The organism is Streptomyces sp. NPDC045678, from assembly GCF_056432085.1.
In genome coordinates this window covers 577,177-597,743 of the sequence record NZ_JBWKJS010000001.1, presented here as the reverse complement: position 1 = coordinate 597,743, position 20,567 = coordinate 577,177, and the positions used below count along the sequence as shown (strand labels likewise).

The window sequence follows — 20,567 nt, the reverse complement described above, 5'->3', positions numbered from 1 at the left end:
GGCGCCACCCGTTCGTGGCTCGCCGCGGTATCCACGACTTGCGTGGAACCAGGAAGGAGTACAGCCCGATGGCCGAAAAGCCTGACGGGCGCCGCACCATCCGCACGTGGACCGAACGGGCCGCACTGTCGGCCCCGTGGGTGAGCCTCTTGGTGATGATCCAGGAGATCATCGACAGGTGGGTGCTGCCCCACGTGTGAACGCGAACTGACCCCGGCCTGAGGCCGGGGCCAGCTGCGGCGGACGCCATCGCACAGACGTTTCCACTCCGAGTTCCTTGGCCGGCAGCCCGGAGTGGGAGCGTTTTCGGATCCGCCTGTCACTCCATTCTGCCTGTCCCACCACCCCGATGGCGAGGGCCTGTTGGGACACTTCGCCGGGTGCGCTCCCGCGCCGCGCACGCCCCTCAGGGACGGTCGAGCCGCAGCCGCTCCGCCCGGGGCAGTTTCGCGACCACCAAGTCGTACGAGTCCTCGACGAGCTCCCGGACCTGCCGGTCGGGCAGGCCGCCGTCGACGGTCACCGTGTTCCAGTGGCGCTTGTTCATGTGCCAGCCCGGCACGATCTCCGGATGCGCCGCCCGCAGCCGGGCGGCGATGTCCGGCTCGCACTTCAGATTGACGGTGAGCGGGCGTCCGTCGAGGGCCGTGAGCGCGAACATCTTCCCGGCCACCTTGAAGACGGACGTCTCCGGCGTGAACGGGAAGTCCTCCACCGCGCCGTTGAAGGAGAGGCAGAACGCGCGCAGGCCCTCGGGCGTCACCCGGTCTCCCCCGCCCTCTCCGCCCCGGCACCGGCGGCCACGGGCTCCACGAGCACCGTCATGATGCGGTTGCGGCGGCCCGCGGCGGACTCCGCGGTGAGCTTCAGCTCGCGCGCGTCCGGCAGCGGCACGGTCGCGGAGGCCCCCGCGATCGGGACGCGGCCCAGCTGCTTGGCGAGGAGGCCGCCGACGGTCTCCACGTCCTCGTCGTCGAACTCGTCGACCCCGAAGAGCTCCCCGAGGTCGCCGATGTCTAGGCGGGCCGTCACGCGGTAGCAGCCGTCGGCCAGCTCCTCGACGGGCGGCAGCTCGCGGTCGTACTCGTCGGTGATCTCGCCGACGATCTCCTCGAGGATGTCCTCGATGGTCACGATGCCGGCCGTGCCGCCGTACTCGTCGATGACCACGGCCACGTGATTGCGCTCCTGCTGCATCTCGCGCAGCAGGTCGCCCGCGTTCTTCGTGTCCGGGACGAAGGTGGCCGGGCGCATCGCCGTCGACACCAGCTCGGACTCGCTGTCCCGGTTGATGTGCGTCTTGCGGGCCAGGTCCTTCAGGTACACCATGCCGACGATGTCGTCCTCGCTCTCGCCCGTCACCGGTATGCGCGAGAAGCCGGAGCGCAGGGCGAGGGTCAGGGCCTGGCGGATCGTCTTGAACCGTTCGATGGCTACCAGGTCCGTGCGCGGGACCATGACCTCCCGTACGAGCGTGTCGCCGAGCTCGAAGACGGAGTGGACCATGCGCCGCTCCTCGTCCTCGATCAGCGACTCCTTCTCGGCGAGGTCCACCATCGCGCGCAGCTCGGCCTCGGAGGCGAACGGGCCGCGCCGGAAGCCCTTGCCGGGCGTGAGCGCGTTGCCGATGAGGATCAGGAGCGGCGGGATCGGGCCCATGACGCGGGCCAGCGGCAGCAGGACGTACGCCGCGGCGGTCGCCGTGTTCAGCGGGTGCTGACGGCCGATCGTGCGCGGGGACACCCCCACGGCGACATAGCTGACCAGGACCATCACGCCGATGGCGACCGCGAGGGCGTGCCAGGTCTCGTCGAACTCCTGGAGGCAGGCGTACGTCACCAGGGCCGCCGCGGCCATCTCGCACGCCACCCGCACGAGCAGCGCCACGTTGAGGTACCGCGTCGGGTCGGCGGCGACCTGCGCGAGCTTCGCGCTGCCGCGCCGCCCGGAGCGGACCGCCTCGTCCGCGCGGAAACTGGAGACCCGGGCGATGCCCGCCTCGGCGCACGCCGCGAGCCAGGCCACGACGACCAGGGCGACCGCGCCGGCGATCAGCTGAGGGTTCATGGCGCTACGAGACCGTGGGCGCCGGGGACGGGCCGGTGAGGCCCTTCTCGGCGCGCCAGCCGTCGACGATCGCGGCCTGGAGGCCGAACATCTCGGCCTTCTCGTCGGGCTCCTCGTGGTCGTACCCGAGCAGGTGCAGGACGCCGTGGACGGTGAGGAGCTGGAGCTCCTCGTCCATGGAGTGCTGCGTCGGGGCGTCCTTGCCCTGCTGGGTGGCGACCTCGGGGCAGAGCACGATGTCGCCGAGGAGGCCCTGCGGCGGCTCCTCGTCGTCCTTCATGGGCGGCCGCAGCTCGTCCATGGGGAAGGACATGACGTCCGTGGGCCCCGGCAGGTCCATCCACTGGATGTGCAGCTGCTCCATGGCGTCGGTGTCCACGACGATCACCGAGAGCTCGGAGAGCGGGTGGATGCGCATCCGCGCGAGGGCGTAGCGGGCGATGTCGAGGATCGCCTGCTCGTCGACCTCGGTTCCGGACTCGTTGTTGACGTCGATCGACATGGTGCTGCTGGTCTACTTCCCGTTGTTGCCGCTGCTGCGGCTGTCGTGCTGCTCGTACGCGTCGACGATACGGCCGACCAGCTTGTGCCGGACCACGTCGTTGGACGTGAGCCGCGAGAAGTGGATGTCCTCCACGCCGTCGAGGATCCGCTGCACCTCGCGCAGACCGCTCTTGGTGCCGCCCGGCAGGTCGACCTGGGTGATGTCGCCGGTGATGACGATCTTCGAGTCGAAGCCGAGGCGGGTCAGGAACATCTTCATCTGCTCGGCGCTGGTGTTCTGCGCCTCGTCGAGGATGATGAACGCGTCGTTCAGCGTCCGGCCGCGCATGTACGCGAGGGGGGCGACCTCGATGGTGCCCGCCGCCATGAGGCGCGGGATGGAGTCGGGGTCGAGCATGTCGTGCAGGGCGTCGTAGAGCGGGCGGAGGTACGGGTCGATCTTCTCGTACAGGGTGCCCGGCAGGAAGCCGAGCCGCTCGCCCGCCTCGACCGCGGGACGCGTCAGGATGATGCGGTTGACCTGCTTGGACTGGAGGGCCTGCACGGCCTTGGCCATGGCCAGGTAGGTCTTGCCCGTGCCCGCGGGCCCGATGCCGAAGACGATGGTGTGCTTGTCGATCGCGTCGACGTACCGCTTCTGGTTGAGGGTCTTGGGGCGGATGGTGCGGCCGCGGGACGAGAGGATGTTCTGCGTGAGGACCTCGGCGGGGGTCTCCTCCGCGCCGTTGCCGTTCTCGTCCGCCCTCAGCATGGCGATCGAGCGTTCCACTGCGTCCTCCGTCATCGGCTGACCGGTGCGGAGCACCAGCATCATCTGGTCGAACAAGCGCTGGATGAGAGCGACTTCGGGGGCGCTGCCCACGGCGCTGATCTCATTGCCCCGGACGTGGATGTCGGCCGCCGGGAAGGCCTTCTCGATCACCCGCAGCAGGGCGTCGCCGGAGCCGAGAACCGTCACCATCGGGTGGTTGGCCGGGACGGCGAAGTGGGCTCGGGCCCTGTCCTGCGCGTCGGTGTGAGTCGTGGGTGTCTGAGTCATGGGCCGGCTCTGTAGGCCTGCTCATCCTCCTCGTGCGGGGCTTGGTGGCCGCTCGACAGCCTTGCTCTCCCAAGAGTACGACGCGGCGCGGGACAGGCCGTAGGCCTTTTCCCCCCTTCCGCCTCAGCTCTTCCGCTACGCCGACCGGAACCCGATCGTCGGCACGGCCCTGCGGAGCGGCCACGGGCGCGCCGCGGCGGGCAGCAGGGACTGCAGGAAGGCGTAGCGCCGCAGGGCCAGGGGGTCCTGGTCGTCGAATTCGCGGACCCGGCGCCACCACGCGCCCACCTCCGCCCAGCCGGGCGCCGACAGGGAGCCGCCGAACTCCTGGACGGAGAGCGCGGCGGTGAGGCCGGCGAAGGCGAGCCGGTCCGCGAGGGGCCACTCGGCGAGGGTGCCGGTGACGAACCCGGCGACGAAGACGTCTCCGGCGCCGGTGGGGTCGAGCGCCTCGACCTCGATGGCCGGGACCTCCGCCGTCTCGCCGGTCCGCCCGTCCACGGCGTACGCGCCCTCCGCGCCGAGGGTCACCACGGCGAGCGGCACGTGGTCGGTGAGGGCGCGGGCCGCCGCGCGGGGGCAGGAGGTGCGGGTGTAGCGCATCGCCTCCTCCGCGTTGGGCAGGAACGCCTCGCAGTGCGCCAGGTCGGGCAGGGCCGCGAGGTCCCAGCGGCCGGTGTCGTCCCAGCCGACGTCGGCGAAGATGCGGGTGCCGCTGCGTGCGGCCTGCGCGATCCAGGGGGCGCGGGCGCCGGGCGTCAGGGAGGCGACGGCGGCACGCGCGCGGGGCGGGCAGGACGGGGCGCCTCCGTCGGGGGCGTCGGCGTCCGGCGGCGGCTCGTGGCCATGGCTCACCATGGTGCGTTCGCCCTCGTACGCCATGGAGACGGTCACCGGGGAGTGCCAGCCGGGCACGGTGCGTGACGGGGTGAGGTCGATGCCCTCTCCCTGTTCGAGGGCGTCCCAGCAGTACTCCCCGTAGTGGTCGTCCCCGAAGGCCGCGGCGAGCGAGGTGTGCAGGCCGAGCCGGGCGAGGGCGGTCGCCATGTTGGCGACGCCCCCGGGGCTCGATCCCATGCCGCGGGCCCAGGACTCGGTCCCGCGCACGGGCGCCGAGTCGAGGCCGGTGAAGATGATGTCGAGGAAGACCGTGCCGGTGAGGTAGACGTCGCAGTCCGGATCCCCGGCTCTGCGGGCCGCTTTCAGCGGGTCGACGGTGGGCTGTACGGGTACGACCATGCAGGCAACGTAACGGACGATGCCTGCCGGGGCTCGCGGTTACCGGTCGTGGACCTACCAGCGCGGCACGGCCGGAGTCGTCCATTCCGGGTCGGCGGCCCGCATCGCCGCGGCGTCGTCGCGCTCCCGCAGTGCGCGGAAGTCGTCGTCGAGCCAGCGCGCGTGCAGGGCGGCGAGCTTCTCCCGGTCGAGTGCGACGCCGAGGCCGGGGGTGTCGGTGACGGCGACCTTGCCGTCGGTGAACCGGAGCCGGGAGGTCAGGACGTCCTCGGCCTGCCACGGGTAGTGCGAGTCGCAGGCGTGGTCGAGGCCGGGGACGGTGGCCGCCACGTGGGTCATCGCGGCGAGGCTGATGCCGAGGTGCGTGTTGGAGTGCATGGACACGCTGACGCCGAACGTGCGGCAGACGGCCGCCAGTTCACGGGTGCGCCGCAGTCCGCCCCAGTAGTGGTGGTCGGAGAGCACGACCTGCACGGCGCCCTGCGTGAAGGCCTCCGGTATCTCCTCGAAGGTCGTCACGCACATGTTCGTGGCGAGCGGCACCCGCGTGCCCGCGGCGACCCGCGCCATGGCGGGCGTGCCGAGCGCCGGGTCCTCCAGGTATTCGAGTACGTCGCCGAGTTCCGCCGCGACCTTCAGCGACGTCTCCACGGACCAGGCACCGTTGGGGTCGAGCCGCAGCGGCAGGCCGGGGAACGCCTCGGCCAGCGCGCGGATCGCGGCGACCTCCTCGTCGGGCGGGAAGACGCCGCCCTTGAGCTTGAAGGAGGTGAAGCCGTACCGCTCGGTGAACAGGCGTGCCTGGGCGACGATCCCGGCCGGGTCGAGCGCGGCACCCCACCCCTCGTCCTTCTCGCTCGCGACGCCCGCGGGGTGCTCGGCCCACTTGTAGAACAGGTACGCGCTGTACTCCACGGCGTCGCGCGCCTTGCCGCCGAGCAGGGCGTGCACGGGCAGCCCGAGCGCCTTGCCGAGGGCATCCAGGCACGCGACCTCGAACCCGGAGACGACGGACAGCCGCAGCTTGCCGGCGGTCTGCACGCCGCGCAGACCGCCGACGTCCACGGAGTCGTCGACCCGCGCGGCGTCCACGGCCACGTCGTCCGCGAGTGTGAACAGCCCGTTCAGATCGGACACGTCGTGCCCGACGAGCCGCCCGGCGAGAGGCCGGGCCAGCTCCAGGTACTTCGAGTCCCCGTAGGTCTCCCCTATCCCGCTCACCCCACCCGCGGTGACCACCTCGATGATCAGGCGGGGCGTGTAGGGCTGATGCACGCCCTGCGTGTTGAGCAGCGGCGGGTCGGCGACGAGGACGGGGGTGAGACGGACATCCGCGATGACGAGACTCTGTCCATGCATGAGAACGGAGACTAGGTACGCGAACGTCGAGCGTCAATGGCGGGTGCCGAGCGTCAGAGCTCGGCCTCGATCAGGTCGGCCGCGCGCACCGCACCGCCCTCGGCGCGGACCTCCTCCTTCAACTCGGCGCACCTGCGGGCGACACAGGGATCCGAGGTCAGCTCGAGCAGGGCGGCCCGCAGCACCTCACCGGTCGCCTCCGACGTGTCCACGCGCCGCGCGACACCGAGCTCCACGAGCCGGTCCGCGTTCATCGGCTGCTCCGCGCCCTGCGGCACGGCGATCATCGGCACACCGGCGTGGAGACCCTCGCCGCTGCTGCCCATCCCGGCGTGCGTGACAAAGGCGTCGGCCTGCTCCAGAACGGCCAGCTGCGGCACCCACGAACGGACTTCGACGTTGCCGGGAACGTCGTCGCCGAGCTCCGCGGGATCCACGTGCTTGCCGATCTGCAGCACGACGTGCCACCCCGGCAGATCCCCGAAGGCGGCCACGCACTGCCGGTAGAACTCCGGCTGCACGGTGTACGCCGAGCCGAGCGACACCAGGAGCACCTTCTCCGCGCCGGCGGGCCGCTCCCACGTCTCGCGCCGGGCGCGGTCGCCGAGGCAGGGCCCGACGAAGTCGACCCGCGCGGCGTCGACGGTGTCGGCGTGCGGCTGCATGGCCCGCGGCACGGTGGCGAGGGCGCGCGGCGGCACCCCCGAGAACTCCGCGACGTCCAGCGTGGTGGCACCGCACCCGGCGAGCCACTCCTCGAACCGGGCCTCCAGGACGTCGGCGCCCGGCAGTTGGGCGAGGTGCGCGCCGACGTCCTCCTGATAGCTGCCCCACGCCACGAAGGTGGGCGACAGCTGAACGAGCGGCCGCCCCTGCGCCTCGGCGAGCGCACGGGCGACGTACGCGCCGACGTCGTACAGGTACAGGTCCGCGGGGTCGTCGTCGTACGCCGCGTGGAGCTGCGGGAGCACCGCCATCGCGTCGTCGAGGAAGAGCGCGCTCGCCTCGATCGGGTCGTCGGGCCAGATGTTGTCGCGGAACGGGAGCGTGGACTCGTACGCGACGAGTTCGGCGCCGGTGGGCTCGATGAGCCCGGCGGTCGCGGGGTCGTTGGCGTACGTCACGCGGTGGCCGCGCGCCACCAGTTCACGGATGACTTCGAGTCCGGGCAGCACGTGGCTGACCATCGGGACGCCGACCATGGCGATGTGGGCAGGGCGGCGGGAGAGACGTCGGGATGACATGGGAGTTCCTTCGCGTACGAAAAGCTACGGGTGGGGACACGACGGCCCGCCGCCACGGCCCCGGAAGGGGCGGGCGGGGGCCAAGGGGCCGTGTCAGCCGTAGATCTGCGCGATGGAGTCCATGCCGGGGACCCTAGCCCGGCACCCGGCGATCAGTCGAACGAATAAGCGTCGACCTCGGCGAGGTACTTCGCCCGCAGGGCCTCGTCCGCCGCGTCCCGGTCGAGGAAGCTCGCCAGGAAGGAGTTGCGGGCCAGCGTCCGCAGCCGCTCCCGGTCGAGCCCGAGGGCCTCGCACACGGCGTGGAAGTTGTCGTCGGCGTACCCGCCGAAGTAGGCAGGGTCGTCGGAGTTGACCGTGCACATGAGGCCCGCGTCCAGCATCCGCGGCAGCGGGTGGTCCTCCAGGACGTCGATGGTGCGCAGCCGGACGTTGGAGAGCGGGCAGAGCGTGAGCGGGACCCGGTCGCGGACCAGGCGCTTTACCAGTTCCGGGTCCTCCATGCAGCGCAGCCCGTGGTCGATGCGCTCGACGCCCAGGACGTCGAGGGCCTCCGTGATGTACGCGGGCGGGCCCTCCTCCCCCGCGTGGGCGACGAGCCGCAGGCCGCGGGCGGCGGCCGCCTCGTACACCTGCTTGAACTTGGCCGGCGGGTGGCCGACCTCGGCGGAGTCCAGGCCGATGCCGATGATGCGGTGGAGGTGGGGCTCGGCGGCCGTCAGGGTCTCCAGCGCGGAGTCGGCGGACTGGTCGCGCAGGAAGCACATGATGAGGCGCGTGGAGACGCCGTGCCGCTCCTCGCTGCGGTCCAGGGCGCGGGCGAGCCCTTCGACGACGGTGCCGATGGGGACCCCGCGCGCGGTGTGCGCCTGCGGGTCGAAGAAGATCTCCGCGTGCCGGACGCCCTGTGCGGCGGCGCGGGCGAGGTAGGCGTCCGCGAGTTCCTCGAAGTCGGCCTCGGTGCGCAGCACGGCCATGAGGCGGTAGTAGAGGTTGAGGAAGGTCTGGAGGTCGTCGAAGAGGTAGGCCTTGCGGAGCTCTTCGGTGTCGGCGTAGGGCAGTTCGACGCCGTTGCGTGCGGCGAGCGCGAAGGCGAGCTCGGGTTCGAGGGTGCCTTCGATGTGGAGGTGGAGTTCGGCCTTGGGGATCGGCATGGTGCGGTCTCGCTCAGTTCTGTGGTGGTGCTCAGGTTCGCTTGGGGAGGGGCACGCGCAACAGGTCGCGGGCGACGGTGAGTTCGCCTTCGTATCCGGCGGCGCGGGCCTGCTGTTCGTAGCGGTCCGGGTCGGGGTAGCGCTGGCTGAAGTGGGTGAGGACGAGGTGGCGCACGCCCGCTTCGACGGCCACGCGGGCCGCCTGTCCGGCGGTCAAGTGGCCGTGGTCGGTGGCGAGCTGCTCGTCCTCGTCGAGGAACGTCGACTCGATGACGAGCATGTCGCAGCCCTCGGCGAGGGCGTGCACGCCGTCGCAGAGCCGGGTGTCCATCACGAAGGCGAACCGCTGCCCGCGCCGCACCTCGCTGACCTCCTCGAGGGTCACGCCGCGCAGGCTGCCCTCCTGCTGCAGCCGGCCGACGTCGGGCCCGCCGATGCCGTGCTCGGCGAGGAGCCGGGGCAGCATCCGGCGCCCGTCGGGCTCGGTGAGGCGGTAGCCGTACGACTCGACGGGGTGGGAGAGCTTCATCGCGTCGAGGGTGTACGCGGGCGTGACGTCCAGCGGGCCGTCCGCGGCGACCGGCGCCTCGGTGAGCCGCACGGTCTCGCGGTAGGCCGTCGCGTACCGCAGCCGGTCGAAGAAGCGCTGTCCCGACGCCGGGTAGTGGGCGGTGACGGGGTGCGGAACCCGGTCGAGGTTGATGCGCTGGATCACCCCGGCCAGGCCCAGGGAGTGGTCACCGTGGAAGTGCGTGACGCAGATCCGGTGCAGGTCGTGGGCGGCGACCCCGGCGCGCAGCATCTGGCGCTGCGTGCCCTCGCCGGGGTCGAACATGATGCCCTGGCCGTCCCAGAGCAGGACATAGCCGTTGTGGTTGCGGTGCCGGGTGGGGACCTGGCTGGCGGTGCCGAGCACCACCAGTTCACGTGCGGACAAGGAGGACGGCCCGCTATCCGGGCGGCCACTGGAGGCCGCGGCCGCCCAGGACGTGCGCGTGCGCGTGCCAGACGGTCTGGCCCGCGCCGGCCCCGGTGTTGAAGACGATGCGGTAGCTGTCGGCCTTCTCCTCGGCGGCGACCTCGCCCGCCTCCCGCAGCACGTCCGCGGCGATCGCCGGCTCGGCGGCGGCGAGCGACGCGGCGTCCGGGTAGTGCGCCTTGGGGATCACCAGGACGTGGGTCGGCGCCTGCGGGTTGATGTCGCGGAAGGCCACGGTCGTCTCGGTCTCCCGGACGACGGTCGCCGGCACCTCGCCCGCGACGATCTTGCAGAACAGGCAGTCGCTTTGCGCTTCGCCCGCCATGGGCCGCCTCCTGGATTGGGGAAGATCAGTACGTTCCGCATGCTATCGGCCCCGCGTCACCGGGCCGGGGCAAGGTCGCCGGAGCGAGGCCGCCGAGGCCGGGTCACTCCGCGCCCGGCAGCTCCGGCGGGGTCTTCGCCGGGTTCTCCGCGAGCGCGGCCAGCGCGATCCGCACCGCCTCGTCCAACTGCGGGTCACGGCCCGCCGCGTGGTCGTCCGGGGTGGTGACGACCTCCACGTCCGGTTCGACGCCGTGGTTCTCGACGCCCCAGCCCTCGCCCTCCAGCCAGAACGCGTACTTCGGCTGCGTCACCAGCGTCCCGTCGACCAGGTGGTAGCGGCTGTCGATGCCGATGACGCCGCCCCACGTGCGGGTGCCCACCACGGGTCCGATGCCGAGCGCCCTGATCGCGGCGTTGACGATGTCGCCGTCGGAGCCGGAGAACTCGTTGGCGACGGCGACGACCGGACCGCGCGGCGCGTCCGCCGGATAGCTGAGCGCGCGGGAGCCGCGGGGCAGGTCCCAGCCGACGACGCGGCGCGCCAACTTCTCCACGACGAGCTGCGAGGTGTGCCCGCCGCGGTTCTCCCTGACGTCCACGACCAGGCCCTCGCGGGCGACCTCGACGCGCAGGTCACGGTGGATCTGCGCCCACCCCGGCGCCTGCATGTCGGGCACGTGCAGGTAGCCGAGGCGGCCGCCCGAGCGCTCGTGGACGTAGGCCCGCCGGTCGGCGACCCAGGCGTGGTAGCGCAGCGGCTCCTCGTCGTCGACGGGGACGACCACGGCGTGCCGGGCGTCGCCGCCGCCGGACGGCGAGACCGTCAGCTCGACGGCCTTGCCCGCGGTGCCGACGAGCAGCGGTCCCGGCCCCGCGACGGGGTCGACGGGCCTGCCGTTGACCTCGATGACCGCGTCACCGGGGCGGACCGCGACGCCGGGCGCGGCGAGCGGCGACCGCGCGTCCGGGTCGGACGTCTCCGAGGGCAGGATCCGGTCGATGCGCCACAGGCCGTCCTCGCCGCGGGCGAGGTCCGCGCCGAGGAGGCCCTGCCGGTGCGATCCGCCTCCGCCGCCGCGCGGTGTGACGTAGGCGTGCGAGGTGCCGAGTTCGCCGTGCACCTCCCACAGCAGGTCGACGAGGTCGTCGTGGGTTGCGACGCGGTCGAGGACGGGGCGGTAGCGCTCCAGTACACCGGCCCAGTCGACGCCGCCCATGTCGGGCCGCCAGAAGTTGTCCCGCATGAGGCGGCCCGTCTCGTCGTACATCTGGCGCCACTCGGCCGCCGGGTCGACGGTGTGACGGATGCGGGTGAGATCGACGGTGATGTTCGACGCGCTGTCCTCGTCGCCGGAGGCGCGCCGGTCGCTGGGCACGACCTTCAGCTTGCCGTCGGTCCACAGCAGGATCCGCTTGCCGTCGCCGGTGACCGCGAAGTGGTCGGCGTCGGCGGCGAGTTCCTCGACGCGGCGCTCCGCGAAGTCGTACCGCTCCAGCTCGGTCCTGGGGTCCGGGGCGTGCGGGGTGGCGCGGGAGGCGCCGAGGACGCCGCGCACCGGGTGGCGGAGCCAGAGCAGGCCGTCCTTCGCGGCCCGCAGCGTGCTGTAGCGGGCGGCCTCGACGGGGAACGGCACGATGCGGTCGGCGAGTCCGTCGAAGTCGATGCGGGTGACGGGCGCGCCCTCGCTGTCGGGGGTCTCGGCGCCGTCCTGCGCGTCGAAGGCCCTGCCGTGGCGCTGCGGCCCGAAGGGGGACGGCGTGGTCGCGGCGAGCGTGATCAGGTACGGGCGTGAGCCGCCGACGAAGGCGAGGTCGAAGACGTGCGCGTCGTAGACCGGGTCGAAGGCGCGGGCGGAGAGGAACGCGAGGTGCTTGCCGTCGAGGGTGAACGCGGGCGCGTAGTCGCGGAAGCGCAGCGGGGTCGCCTCGGCCACCGACAGGTCGGCGGTGTTGGCGAGCTTCAGCTGCCGCAGCGGGCTCGGGCCGGGGTGCGACCAGGCGAGCCAGGAGGAGTCGGGTGAGAAGACGAGGCCGGTGACCTCGCCGTCCTCGCTGCGGTCCACCTCGCGGACCTCGCCGCTCTCGCGCTCGACGAGCAGTACCCGCCCGTCGTGCGAGGCGACGGCGGCGCGGGAGCCGTCGGGGGCGACGGCGAGCCCGAGCACCCGGCCGAGCTGTCCGGCGGCGAGCCTGCGCGGGGTGGCGCCGGGTGCGGAGCCGGTGGCGGGCGCGAATTCGAGGGCCTCGTCGCCCTCGGCGTCCGTGACCCATACGACGTGCTCCTCGCCCTGCACGCGGAACGTGCGCGGCAGCCGGGCGCGCACCCCCTGCTCGGCGGCGAGCGCTCGGGCGGGGCCCTCCCGGTGCGTGACCCAGTGGACGGAGCCGCGCACGGAGACGGCGCTGCCGCGTCCGGTGTGGTCGGGCGCGGCGGTCCCGAACCAGTGGGCGGCGCTCACGGGGTGCGGCTGGAGGTCGGTGCGCTGGCCGCCGAGGCGCGGGTCGACGCGGCGGGGTTCGGCGTCCGACAGATCGTCGAGGAGCCAGAGTTCACCCGCGGACATGTAGACGACGCGGGTGCCGTCGGTGGCCGCGTGGCGGGCGTAGAAGCCGTCGAGGGGGGTGTGGCGGCGCAGGTCGGAGCCGTCGGGCAGGGAGGAGTAGAGAGCGCCGACGCCCTCGTGGTCGGAGAGGAAGGCGATGCGCCCGCCGACGAGGAGCGGGTACTCGATGTTGCCGTCGAGCTCTTCGTGGACGCGTACGAAACGGGGCTCCTCCCCGCCGGGGGCCGCGCCGTCCTCGTCGGCGTGCCGGATCCACAGCTTGCCCGCGGTGCCGCCGCGGTACCGCTTCCACCAGGCGGCCTCGCGGCCCATCGGGACGGAGAGCAGCAGGACCTGCCCGTCGGGGCCGTGGGCGGCGTCGCCGACGGGGCCGTACGGCAGGGTGGCGGCGGGGCCGCCGTCGAGCGGCACGGCCCGCGCCCAACTGCGGCGCAGGGAGGCCTGTCCCGCCGCGCTGACGGCGAGGACCCGCCCGTCGGGGGTCCAGCCGCGCACGGAGGTACGCCAACTCCCCCAGTACGTCAGCCTCTTGGAGGGGCCGCCGTCGACGGGTGCGATGTGCACCTCGGGGGCTCCGTCGCGCGTGGAGGTCCAGGCGACGGTCGTGCCGTCCGGGGATATGCGTGGATGGTTCACGGGCGTGTTGTCGGCGCTGACCCGCCAGGCGCGGCCCCCGTCGAGGGGCGCGACCCAGACGTCGTCCTCTGCCGCGAACGCGAGCAACTCGCCGTGGATGTGCGGGAACCGGAGATATGCGCGGTGCGCTGCCTCTGTCACACCGACCAGCCTAGGCAGGCGCAGGTCGGGCCGACAGGGGGACGATCATTTCCCGGGCACGCAATCGCAGGTCGGCCGGGGCGGGGGCGGGTCCGCGGTGACGGTCACGGTGACGGTGGGGGTGGGCGCGGGGTCGGGCTCCTGGGGGGTCGGCGGGGTGGAGGGCTGATCGCCCCCGTCGTTCCCGCCGTCACCGTTGCCGCCGCCGTTGCCGTTTCCGTCGCCGTTTCCGTCGCCCGCGTCGCAGTTGCCGAGGACGTCGACGCGGAACCACTCCTCGTTGCCGATCCTGGCGGTGAGGTTGCCGCGTACGCAGGCCCCGTCGACGACGGAGCTCACCCGGCCCTTGACGGCGATGTCCGTCCCGTCGTCGGTCTCGCCCTGGCAGTCCACCTCGATCACGGACTCCGTCGGGGCGGACCCGCCGCTCGGCGTGACCTTGTCCTGGAAACCGGCGGTGCAGCTGAGCCAGGCCACGTCGGCCCCCTGCCGCTCCAGCTCCTTGGTCCCCATCTCGTCCACGGTGAGCGCGACCGCGGAGGTGTTCATCCCGCCGTCCACGGGCTCGCACGCGGTGACTCCCAGCGCGGCGGCGCCGGCGAACCCGACGGCGTACAGGATCGTCGTACGCCGTGTCCCCGACACCCGGCCGCGTAACCGCCTCAATGCCCCCATGGGCGGCAGAGTGCCACCGCGCACGGCGGTGCGGTAGACCGCTTGCGGCCATCCGTCCACCGCGCCCCGCCGGGCGGGCCCGGCCGGAAACGGCTCAGGTGCGCAGCAGCAGCCACTCCTGCAACTCCACCAGGTTGCCCTCGGGATCCTTGAGGTGGGCCACCCGCATGCGCTCCGTCATGGGCGCGGGCCCGTGCGCGAGCACCGCCCCGCGCCCGACGATCTCCGCGCAGTACGCGTCCAGGTCGTCGACCCTGAGCACCACCAGTGAGCGGTGCCCGGTCGCCGCGTCGGCCAGCTCACCGAGCAGCCCCGCCATCATCGCCCGGTCCTGCAGCGCGATGCCGGCCGAGCCGACGGCGGGACTGAACTTCTCGTACGGTCCGTCCTGGGCGCCCGACTGGGGCTTGAGGCCCAGCACTTCGCCGTAGAAGCGGTAGCAGGCGGGGAAGTCCGCGACGAGCAGACGCACCTGGGCGAGTTCCAACGCATCCCCCGTGGGGTTCGGTCAGGACCAGCGGCCGGTGCGTCCCAGGAGGAGCGCCGTCGCCGCGGTCCCGGCGGTCGACGTGCGCAACACGCTACGCCCGAGCCGGTACGGCTTGGCACCCGACTCGGCGAACACCGCGAGCTCCTCCGGCGATACGCCCCCTTCGGGCCCGACCACCAGCACGATGTGCCCGGCCGCGGGAAGCTCCGCCGTGGCCAGCGGGTCGCTGCTGCCCTCCTCGTGCAGGACGGCCGCGAAGTCCGCGTCCGCGAGGAGCGCGGCGACCTGCTTGGTCGACGCGGCGTCGGCGACCTCGGGGAAGCGGACCCGGCGCGACTGCTTGCCGGCCTCGCGCGCGGTGGCCCGCCACTTGGCGAGGGCCTTGAGGCCGCGCTCGCCCTTCCACTGCGTGATGCAGCGCGACGCGGTCCACGGCACGACGGCGTCGACGCCGGTCTCCGTCATGGTCTCCACGGCGAGTTCCCCGCGGTCGCCCTTGGGCAGGGCCTGTACGACGGTGATGCGGGGCGACTCCTCGGGCTCGTCGGCGACGGAGTCCATGTGGACGATCAGCCGGTCCTTGCCCTCGGTGTCCACGACCACGCACTCCGCCCAGCGCCCGGCGCCGTCGGTCAGGACGACGTCCTCACCGGCGCGCAGCCGCTTCACGGAGACGGCGTGCCGCCCCTCGGGCCCGTCCAGCACGTAGCGCCCGCCGCCGCCCGCGTCGAAGTGCTCGACGACGAAGACCGGGGCGGTCATGCGGAGCCCTCCGAAGCCGACGCGGCCTGCGCCCTCGCCTCGGCGAGTTCGGCGGCGAGGACCTCGACGAGCTGTGCGGCGGGCAGCTCGCGGGCGAGCCGGTGGCCCTGCCCGGCCCAGAGCGCCATGGCCTGCGCGTCCCCGGCCTTCGCGGCGGCCTTGCGCAGGGCGCTGGTGAGGTGGTGGACCTGCGGGTAGGCGGCGGGGGCGTACGGGCCGTGCTCCCGCATGAACCGGTTGACGAGGCCGCGCGCGGGGCGGCCGGAGAACGCCCGGGTCAGCTCGGTCCGCACGAAGAGCGGATTGGTCATGGCCTGCTTGTGGAGCGGGTTGGCACCCGACTCGGGGGTGACGAGGAAGGCGGTGCCGAGCTGCGCGGCGTCGGCGCCCGCGGCGAGCACGGCGGCGATCTGCGCGCCGCGCATCAGCCCGCCGGCGGCGACGATGGGGATCTGCACGGTCTCGCGGACCTGCGTGATCAGCGAGAGGAGACCGATGCCGGCCCCGTCGGCCTCCGGGTTGTCCTTGTGGGTGCCCTGGTGTCCGCCCGCCTCGACGCCCTGCACGCACACGGCGTCGGCGCCCGCCCACTGGGCGGTCTGGGCCTCCTCGGCGGTGGTGACGGTGACGACGGTCAGGGTGTTGACGCGGGCGAAGGAGTCGAGGACGTCACGGGTGGGGCAGCCGAAGGTGAAGGAGACGAGCGGTACGGGGTCGTCGAGCAGGATCGCCAGCTTGGCGTCGTACCCGTCGTCGCGCCCGCTGTCCGGGTCGCCGAGCTCGGTCTCGTACCAGGTGGCCTCGCCGGCGAGCTGGTTGCGGTACACCTCGACGGCCGCGGCGTCCGCGGTGTCGGGCTGCGGCATGAACAGGTTGACGCCGAAGGGCCGCGAGGTGAGCCCCCGCAACTGTTTGATCTCCTGGTACATCCCGTCGGCGGTCTTGTACCCGGCAGCGAGGAACCCGAGCCCCCCGGCCTCGGCGACGGCCCCGGCCAGCGCGGGCCCGGAGGCACCGCCCGCCATGGGGGCCTGCACGATCGGAAGACGACAGAGCTCGGTCAGTGCGGAGGACATGACGGCATCGTGCCACGCCCTGCATCCCGCACCGAATCGCGCACCCCGCACCGGGCGTGCGCCGCCCCGTCTGCCCCCTGCCCACCGTCGGCGTCTGCGGCCCGTCCCGGGTTGCTCGCGCAGTTCCCCGCGCCCCTGAAAGGCCCGTCCCGGGCCCCTTTTAGGGCGCGGGACGGTTGCTTTTAGAGGCGCGGGACGGGTTGCTTTTAGGGGCGCGGGGAACTGCGCGACCAGCCCCCACGGCCCGCAGGGAAACAAAAGGAGCCCCCGGCACGGGAAGATCCCGCGCCGGGGGCACCGGAGAACCGCTCAAGGCGCTACCGCCCGTTGAACGCGTCCTTCAGGCGGGAGAACAGGCCCTGCTGCCCGGGCTGGAACTGCCCCGTGGGCCGTTCCTCCCCCCGCAGCTGCGCCAGCTCCCGCAGCACCCGCTCCTGCTCGGCGTCGAGCTTCGTCGGCGTAAGGACCTCGACGTGCACGATGAGGTCACCGCGACCGCCGCCCCGCAGGTGCGTGATGCCGCGCCCGTGCAGCGGAACGGACTGCCCCGACTGCGTGCCGGGACGGATGTCGATCCTTTCCAGGCCGTCGAGCGTCTCCAGCGGCACCTTCGTGCCGAGGGCCGCCGCGGTCATCGGGATCGTCACCGTGCAGTGCAGATCGTCACCGCGCCGCTGGAAGACGGCGTGCGGCAGCTCGTGGATCTCGACGTACAGGTCGCCGGCGGGACCACCGCCGGGGCCGACCTCGCCCTCGCCCGCGAGCTGGATCCGCGTGCCGTTGTCGACACCCGCCGGAATCTTGACCGTCAGCGTCCGCCGCGAGCGGATCCGCCCGTCGCCCGCGCACTCGGGGCACGGCGTCGGCACGACCGTGCCGAAGCCCTGGCACTGCGGGCAGGGCCGGGACGTCATGACCTGGCCGAGGAAGGACCGCGTGACCTGCGACACCTCACCGCGACCGCGGCACATGTCACACGTCTGCGCGGACGTCCCCGGCGCGGCACCCTCGCCGCTGCAGGTCGTACAGACGACGGCCGTGTCGACCTGGATGTCCTTGGTGGTCCCGAAGGCGGCCTCTTCGAGGTCGATCTCGAGCCGGATCATGGCGTCCTGGCCGCGACGCGTGCGCGAGCGCGGCCCGCGCTGCGACGCCGTCCCGAAGAACGCGTCCATGATGTCGGAGAAGTTGCCGAAGCCGCCGGCGCCGAAGCCGCCCGCGCCTCCGCCGCCGCCCGCCTGGGACAGGGGGTCGCCACCGAGGTCGTAGACCTGCTTCTTCTGCGGGTCCGACAACACCTCGTACGCGGCGTTGATCTCCTTGAAGCGCTCCTGAGTCTTCGGGTCCGGATTCACATCCGGGTGAAGCTCACGCGCCAGCCTCCGGAAGGCCTTCTTGATCTCGTCCTGGGAAGCGTCGCGGCGCACGCCGAGTACGGCGTAGTAGTCCGTGGCCACTTACGACTCCGCCAGGATCTGTCCGACGTAACGTGCCACTGCGCGTACTGCTCCCATCGTTCCCGGATAGTCCATGCGGGTCGGTCCGACCACGCCGAGTTTGGCGACTGCCTCGCTTCCCGAACCGTAGCCGACCGAGACCACGGACGTGGAGCTGAGCCCCTCATGGGCGTTCTCGTGACCGATCCGTACGGCCATGCCCGAATCCTGCACTTCCCCAAGCAACTTGAGGAGCACGACCTGCTCCTCAAGGGCTTCGAGAACGGGCCGGATGGTGAGGGGAAAGTCATGTCCGAAGCGGGTGAGATTGGCGGTGCCGCCGATCATCAACCGCTCCTCCGTCTCCTCCACGAGCGTCTCGAGGAGGGTGGACAGGACCGTCGCGACGGTGCCGCGGTCCTCGGCCTCGAAGGCCTCGGGCAGGTCCTGCACCAACTGTGGCACATCCGCGAAGCGCCGCCCCGCGACCCTGCTGTTCAGCCGGGCCCGCAGGTCCGCGAGCGCGCTCTCGCCGAACGGCACGGGGCAGTCGATCATGCGCTGCTCGACCCGGCCCGTGTCCGTGATCAGTACGAGCATCAGCCGGGCGGGGGCCAGCGAGAGCAGCTCCACGTGCCGCACCGTCGACCGCGTGAGCGACGGGTACTGCACCACGGCGACCTGCCGGGTGAGCTGCGCGAGCAGCCGCACCGTGCGCCCCACGACGTCGTCGAGGTCGACGGCGCCGTCGAGGAAGTTCTGGATGGCGCGCCGCTCGGGCGCGGTCATCGGTTTGACGCCCGCGAGTTTGTCGACGAAGAGGCGGTAGCCCTTGTCGGTGGGGATGCGCCCCGCGCTGGTGTGCGGCTGGGCGATGAACCCTTCCTCCTCCAGCACCGCCATGTCGTTGCGGACGGTGGCCGGGGAGACCCCCAGACGGTGTCGCTCGGTGAGCGCCTTGGAGCCGACGGGCTCCTCCGTCCCCACGTAGTCATGGACGATGGCGCGCAGCACTTCGAGCCTGCGTTCACTGAGCATCGCGCACACCTCCAGCTGTCTCCGTCGTTCACGACGGGCCCCGGCATCCCCCGAGCCCCCTCGCCTGGCACTCCCCGCGGGCGAGTGCCAGCACTTCAAAGGGTCAGTGTACGGCCGTCGGGTACGGGCCGGGCAAGACAGCGGCTGCCGAACACCGCCCGTACGGATAGCGTCACCGTATGAACGTGACGCCGGCATGGGAAGCGGCGGGCTGGGAGCGGCTCGCCCCGCGCGTGGGACGGTGCCGTCTGCCCGTCTGGGACTGCACGGCGGGGCTCGTCGTCGGCGACGACGCGGCCCTCATGATCGAGGCGGGGTCGAGCCTGGCGGAGGGCGCGGCACTGCGCACGCAGGCCCGGCGGATCCTGGGCGGCGACCGCAGAGCCACCCACCTCGTGCTCACGCACCCGCACTTCGACCACGTCCTCGGGGCTGCGGCCTTCGCGGGCGTCGAGGTGTACGGGGCGGTGGGCATCGACACGGTCTTCGCCAGGGGCCGCGACGAGCTGCGCGAGGACGCGGTGCGGCACGGCCTGGCCCCGGACGCGGCGGCCGAGGCGGCCGACCTGCTGGTCCGCCCGCACCACCTGGTGTGCGGGGAGTGGACGCTCGACCTGGGCGGCGGCGTCCAGGTGCTGCTCGCCAACATCGGGCCCGGCCACTCCGGCCACGACCTCGCGGTCCTCGTGCCCGGCACCGAGGGCGGCCGGGAGGTCGTCTTCTGCGGCGACCTGGTGGAGGAGTCGGGCGAGCCGCAGGCGGGCCCGGACGCGGCGCCGAACCACTGGCCCGCCGCGCTGGACCGCCTCCTGGACCTGGGCGGCGAGGACGCGCTCTACGTACCCGGGCACGGCGCGACAGTGGATGCGGCTTTTGTCCGTGCCCAACGCGCCACACTGGCAACCCGCTTCGGCGTGTCGTGAGGCGTGACGCCTTCGCTCTTCCTATCGTCACGAGAATGCGCCAGTACTCCGCCGACCTCACGCCCCCTTGGAAGAAGCCGAAGCCCGTACCGGAGGTGGCGGCGGACGCCGGCCTCGTGGTCGAGGAGCTGAGCACCGGCTTCTGCGGGGCGGTGATCCGCTGCGAGAAGACGGCGCAGGGCCCGACGGTGACGCTGGAGGACCGCTTCGGCAAGCACCGCGTCTTCCCGATGGAGCCGGGCGGTTTCCTTCTGGAGGGCCGCCCGGTCACTCTGGTCCGCCCCTCCGGGGCTGCTCCCGTACGTCCCTCCCGCACCGCGTCCGGCTCGGTGGCCGTGCCCGGGGCGCGGGCCAGGGTCGCCCGCGCGGGACGCATCTACGTGGAGGGCCGGCACGACGCCGAACTGGTCGAGCGCGTCTGGGGCGACGACCTGCGCATCGAGGGCGTCGTCGTCGAGTACCTGGAGGGCATCGACGACCTCCCCGCGATCGTCGCCGAGTTCGCCCCCGGCCCCGACGCCCGCCTCGGCGTCCTGGTCGACCACCTGGTCCCCGGCTCCAAGGAGTCCCGCATCGCGACGCAGGTCACCAGCGCCCACGCCCTGGTCGTCGGGCATCCCTACATCGACATTTGGGAGGCGGTGAAGCCGTCCTCGGTCGGCATCCCCGCCTGGCCCCACGTGCCCCGCGGCCAGGACTGGAAGACGGGCATCTGCCACGCCCTTGGCTGGCCGCCCAACACGGGCGCGGCCTGGAAGCGCATCCTGAACTCGGTCCACTCCTACAAGGACCTGGAGCCGCCGCTCCTGGGCCGCGTGGAAGAACTGATCGACTTCGTCACACTCCCCTAGCCCCCGCTCCGCGGCGGACCGGTCCCACCCACCCGTTTGCCCCGCACCATCCAGCGGGCGTAA

Annotated in this window: 20 protein-coding genes; 3 read left to right on the top strand and 17 right to left on the bottom strand. The window is 72.6% G+C overall.

Annotated elements, in window-relative coordinates; genetic code table 11:
* Positions 1–68 precede the first annotated feature (68 nt).
* Entirely contained in the window at positions 69–200 is a 132-nt protein-coding gene (locus AC07DO_RS02560) for a hypothetical protein (RefSeq protein WP_479056482.1), read from the top strand.
* A 206-nt stretch (positions 201–406) separates the two neighbouring features.
* Here AC07DO_RS02560 and AC07DO_RS02555 read toward each other — a convergent pair whose 3' ends face one another.
* The 17 genes from AC07DO_RS02555 to hrcA form a co-directional block, all read right to left on the bottom strand.
* A complete protein-coding gene (locus AC07DO_RS02555) occupies positions 407–763 on the bottom strand; it encodes an MmcQ/YjbR family DNA-binding protein (protein WP_479056480.1) in 357 nt (118 codons plus the stop codon).
* Positions 760–2,067 carry a hemolysin family protein gene (locus AC07DO_RS02550; RefSeq protein WP_479056478.1) on the bottom strand — a complete coding sequence of 436 codons (1,308 nt, stop codon included), beginning with the start codon at positions 2,065–2,067 and terminating at the stop codon, positions 760–762. The genes AC07DO_RS02555 and AC07DO_RS02550 overlap by 4 nt, the downstream gene beginning before the upstream one ends.
* Positions 2,068–2,071: 4 nt before the next feature.
* Positions 2,072–2,569, bottom strand: a complete 498-nt coding sequence (gene ybeY, locus AC07DO_RS02545) for an rRNA maturation RNase YbeY (RefSeq protein WP_479056476.1) — start codon at positions 2,567–2,569, stop codon at positions 2,072–2,074.
* A 12-nt stretch (positions 2,570–2,581) separates the two neighbouring features.
* The gene (locus tag AC07DO_RS02540) at positions 2,582–3,610 is read right to left on the bottom strand and encodes a PhoH family protein (protein ID WP_479056473.1); all 1,029 of its coding nucleotides are present in this window, start codon (positions 3,608–3,610) and stop codon (positions 2,582–2,584) included.
* A 135-nt stretch (positions 3,611–3,745) separates the two neighbouring features.
* Entirely contained in the window at positions 3,746–4,849 is a 1,104-nt protein-coding gene (locus AC07DO_RS02535) for a carbohydrate kinase family protein (protein ID WP_479056471.1), read from the bottom strand.
* A 54-nt stretch (positions 4,850–4,903) separates the two neighbouring features.
* Entirely contained in the window at positions 4,904–6,208 is a 1,305-nt protein-coding gene (locus AC07DO_RS02530; protein WP_479056469.1) for a glucarate dehydratase family protein, read from the bottom strand.
* 53 nt (positions 6,209–6,261) lie between these two features.
* Positions 6,262–7,452, bottom strand: a complete 1,191-nt coding sequence (locus AC07DO_RS02525; RefSeq protein ID WP_479056468.1) for a macrolide family glycosyltransferase — start codon at positions 7,450–7,452, stop codon at positions 6,262–6,264.
* 152 nt (positions 7,453–7,604) lie between these two features.
* Positions 7,605–8,606, bottom strand: a complete 1,002-nt coding sequence (locus AC07DO_RS02520; RefSeq protein WP_479056466.1) for an adenosine deaminase — start codon at positions 8,604–8,606, stop codon at positions 7,605–7,607.
* 31 nt (positions 8,607–8,637) lie between these two features.
* Entirely contained in the window at positions 8,638–9,543 is a 906-nt protein-coding gene (locus tag AC07DO_RS02515; protein WP_479056464.1) for a ribonuclease Z, read from the bottom strand.
* Between the two features lie 13 nt (positions 9,544–9,556).
* A complete protein-coding gene (locus AC07DO_RS02510) occupies positions 9,557–9,910 on the bottom strand; it encodes a histidine triad nucleotide-binding protein (RefSeq protein WP_479056462.1) in 354 nt (117 codons plus the stop codon).
* 103 nt (positions 9,911–10,013) lie between these two features.
* Positions 10,014–13,253: a S41 family peptidase gene (locus AC07DO_RS02505; protein WP_479056460.1), complete on the bottom strand. Its 3,240-nt coding sequence runs from the start codon at positions 13,251–13,253 to the stop codon at positions 10,014–10,016.
* A 45-nt stretch (positions 13,254–13,298) separates the two neighbouring features.
* A complete protein-coding gene (locus AC07DO_RS02500; protein WP_479056459.1) occupies positions 13,299–13,928 on the bottom strand; it encodes a hypothetical protein in 630 nt (209 codons plus the stop codon).
* A gap of 94 nt (positions 13,929–14,022) precedes the next feature.
* Entirely contained in the window at positions 14,023–14,415 is a 393-nt protein-coding gene (locus AC07DO_RS02495; RefSeq protein WP_150167620.1) for a VOC family protein, read from the bottom strand.
* A 21-nt stretch (positions 14,416–14,436) separates the two neighbouring features.
* The gene (locus AC07DO_RS02490) at positions 14,437–15,180 is read right to left on the bottom strand and encodes a 16S rRNA (uracil(1498)-N(3))-methyltransferase (protein WP_479056458.1); all 744 of its coding nucleotides are present in this window, start codon (positions 15,178–15,180) and stop codon (positions 14,437–14,439) included.
* The gene (locus tag AC07DO_RS02485; protein ID WP_479056457.1) at positions 15,177–16,256 is read right to left on the bottom strand and encodes a nitronate monooxygenase; all 1,080 of its coding nucleotides are present in this window, start codon (positions 16,254–16,256) and stop codon (positions 15,177–15,179) included. The genes AC07DO_RS02490 and AC07DO_RS02485 overlap by 4 nt, the downstream gene beginning before the upstream one ends.
* Positions 16,257–16,573: 317 nt before the next feature.
* Positions 16,574–17,713 (bottom strand): molecular chaperone DnaJ, encoded by a 1,140-nt coding sequence (gene dnaJ / locus AC07DO_RS02480; RefSeq protein WP_479056456.1) that lies wholly within the window; start codon positions 17,711–17,713, stop codon positions 16,574–16,576.
* Positions 17,714–18,730, bottom strand: a complete 1,017-nt coding sequence (hrcA, locus tag AC07DO_RS02475; protein WP_268771173.1) for a heat-inducible transcriptional repressor HrcA — start codon at positions 18,728–18,730, stop codon at positions 17,714–17,716.
* A gap of 185 nt (positions 18,731–18,915) precedes the next feature.
* Between hrcA and AC07DO_RS02470 the strand changes: the two genes are divergently transcribed.
* Positions 18,916–19,653 (top strand): MBL fold metallo-hydrolase, encoded by a 738-nt coding sequence (locus AC07DO_RS02470; RefSeq protein ID WP_479057501.1) that lies wholly within the window; start codon positions 18,916–18,918, stop codon positions 19,651–19,653.
* A 35-nt stretch (positions 19,654–19,688) separates the two neighbouring features.
* Positions 19,689–20,504: a DUF3097 domain-containing protein gene (locus AC07DO_RS02465; RefSeq protein WP_479056454.1), complete on the top strand. Its 816-nt coding sequence runs from the start codon at positions 19,689–19,691 to the stop codon at positions 20,502–20,504.
* Positions 20,505–20,567: the final 63 nt, after the last annotated feature.

Coding starts and splice junctions, on each gene's coding strand:
- AC07DO_RS02560 (WP_479056482.1), top strand. CDS start 69: ATGGCCGAAAAGCCTGACGGGCGCCGCACCATCCGCACGTGGACCGAA.
- AC07DO_RS02550 (WP_479056478.1), bottom strand. CDS start 2,067: ATGAACCCTCAGCTGATCGCCGGCGCGGTCGCCCTGGTCGTCGTGGCC.
- ybeY (WP_479056476.1), bottom strand. CDS start 2,569: ATGTCGATCGACGTCAACAACGAGTCCGGAACCGAGGTCGACGAGCAG.
- AC07DO_RS02540 (WP_479056473.1), bottom strand. CDS start 3,610: ATGACTCAGACACCCACGACTCACACCGACGCGCAGGACAGGGCCCGA.
- AC07DO_RS02535 (WP_479056471.1), bottom strand. CDS start 4,849: ATGGTCGTACCCGTACAGCCCACCGTCGACCCGCTGAAAGCGGCCCGC.
- AC07DO_RS02530 (WP_479056469.1), bottom strand. CDS start 6,208: ATGCATGGACAGAGTCTCGTCATCGCGGATGTCCGTCTCACCCCCGTC.
- AC07DO_RS02525 (WP_479056468.1), bottom strand. CDS start 7,452: ATGTCATCCCGACGTCTCTCCCGCCGCCCTGCCCACATCGCCATGGTC.
- AC07DO_RS02520 (WP_479056466.1), bottom strand. CDS start 8,606: ATGCCGATCCCCAAGGCCGAACTCCACCTCCACATCGAAGGCACCCTC.
- AC07DO_RS02510 (WP_479056462.1), bottom strand. CDS start 9,910: ATGGCGGGCGAAGCGCAAAGCGACTGCCTGTTCTGCAAGATCGTCGCG.
- AC07DO_RS02500 (WP_479056459.1), bottom strand. CDS start 13,928: ATGGGGGCATTGAGGCGGTTACGCGGCCGGGTGTCGGGGACACGGCGT.
- AC07DO_RS02490 (WP_479056458.1), bottom strand. CDS start 15,180: ATGACCGCCCCGGTCTTCGTCGTCGAGCACTTCGACGCGGGCGGCGGC.
- AC07DO_RS02485 (WP_479056457.1), bottom strand. CDS start 16,256: ATGTCCTCCGCACTGACCGAGCTCTGTCGTCTTCCGATCGTGCAGGCC.
- hrcA (WP_268771173.1), bottom strand. CDS start 18,730: ATGCTCAGTGAACGCAGGCTCGAAGTGCTGCGCGCCATCGTCCATGAC.
- AC07DO_RS02465 (WP_479056454.1), top strand. CDS start 19,689: ATGCGCCAGTACTCCGCCGACCTCACGCCCCCTTGGAAGAAGCCGAAG.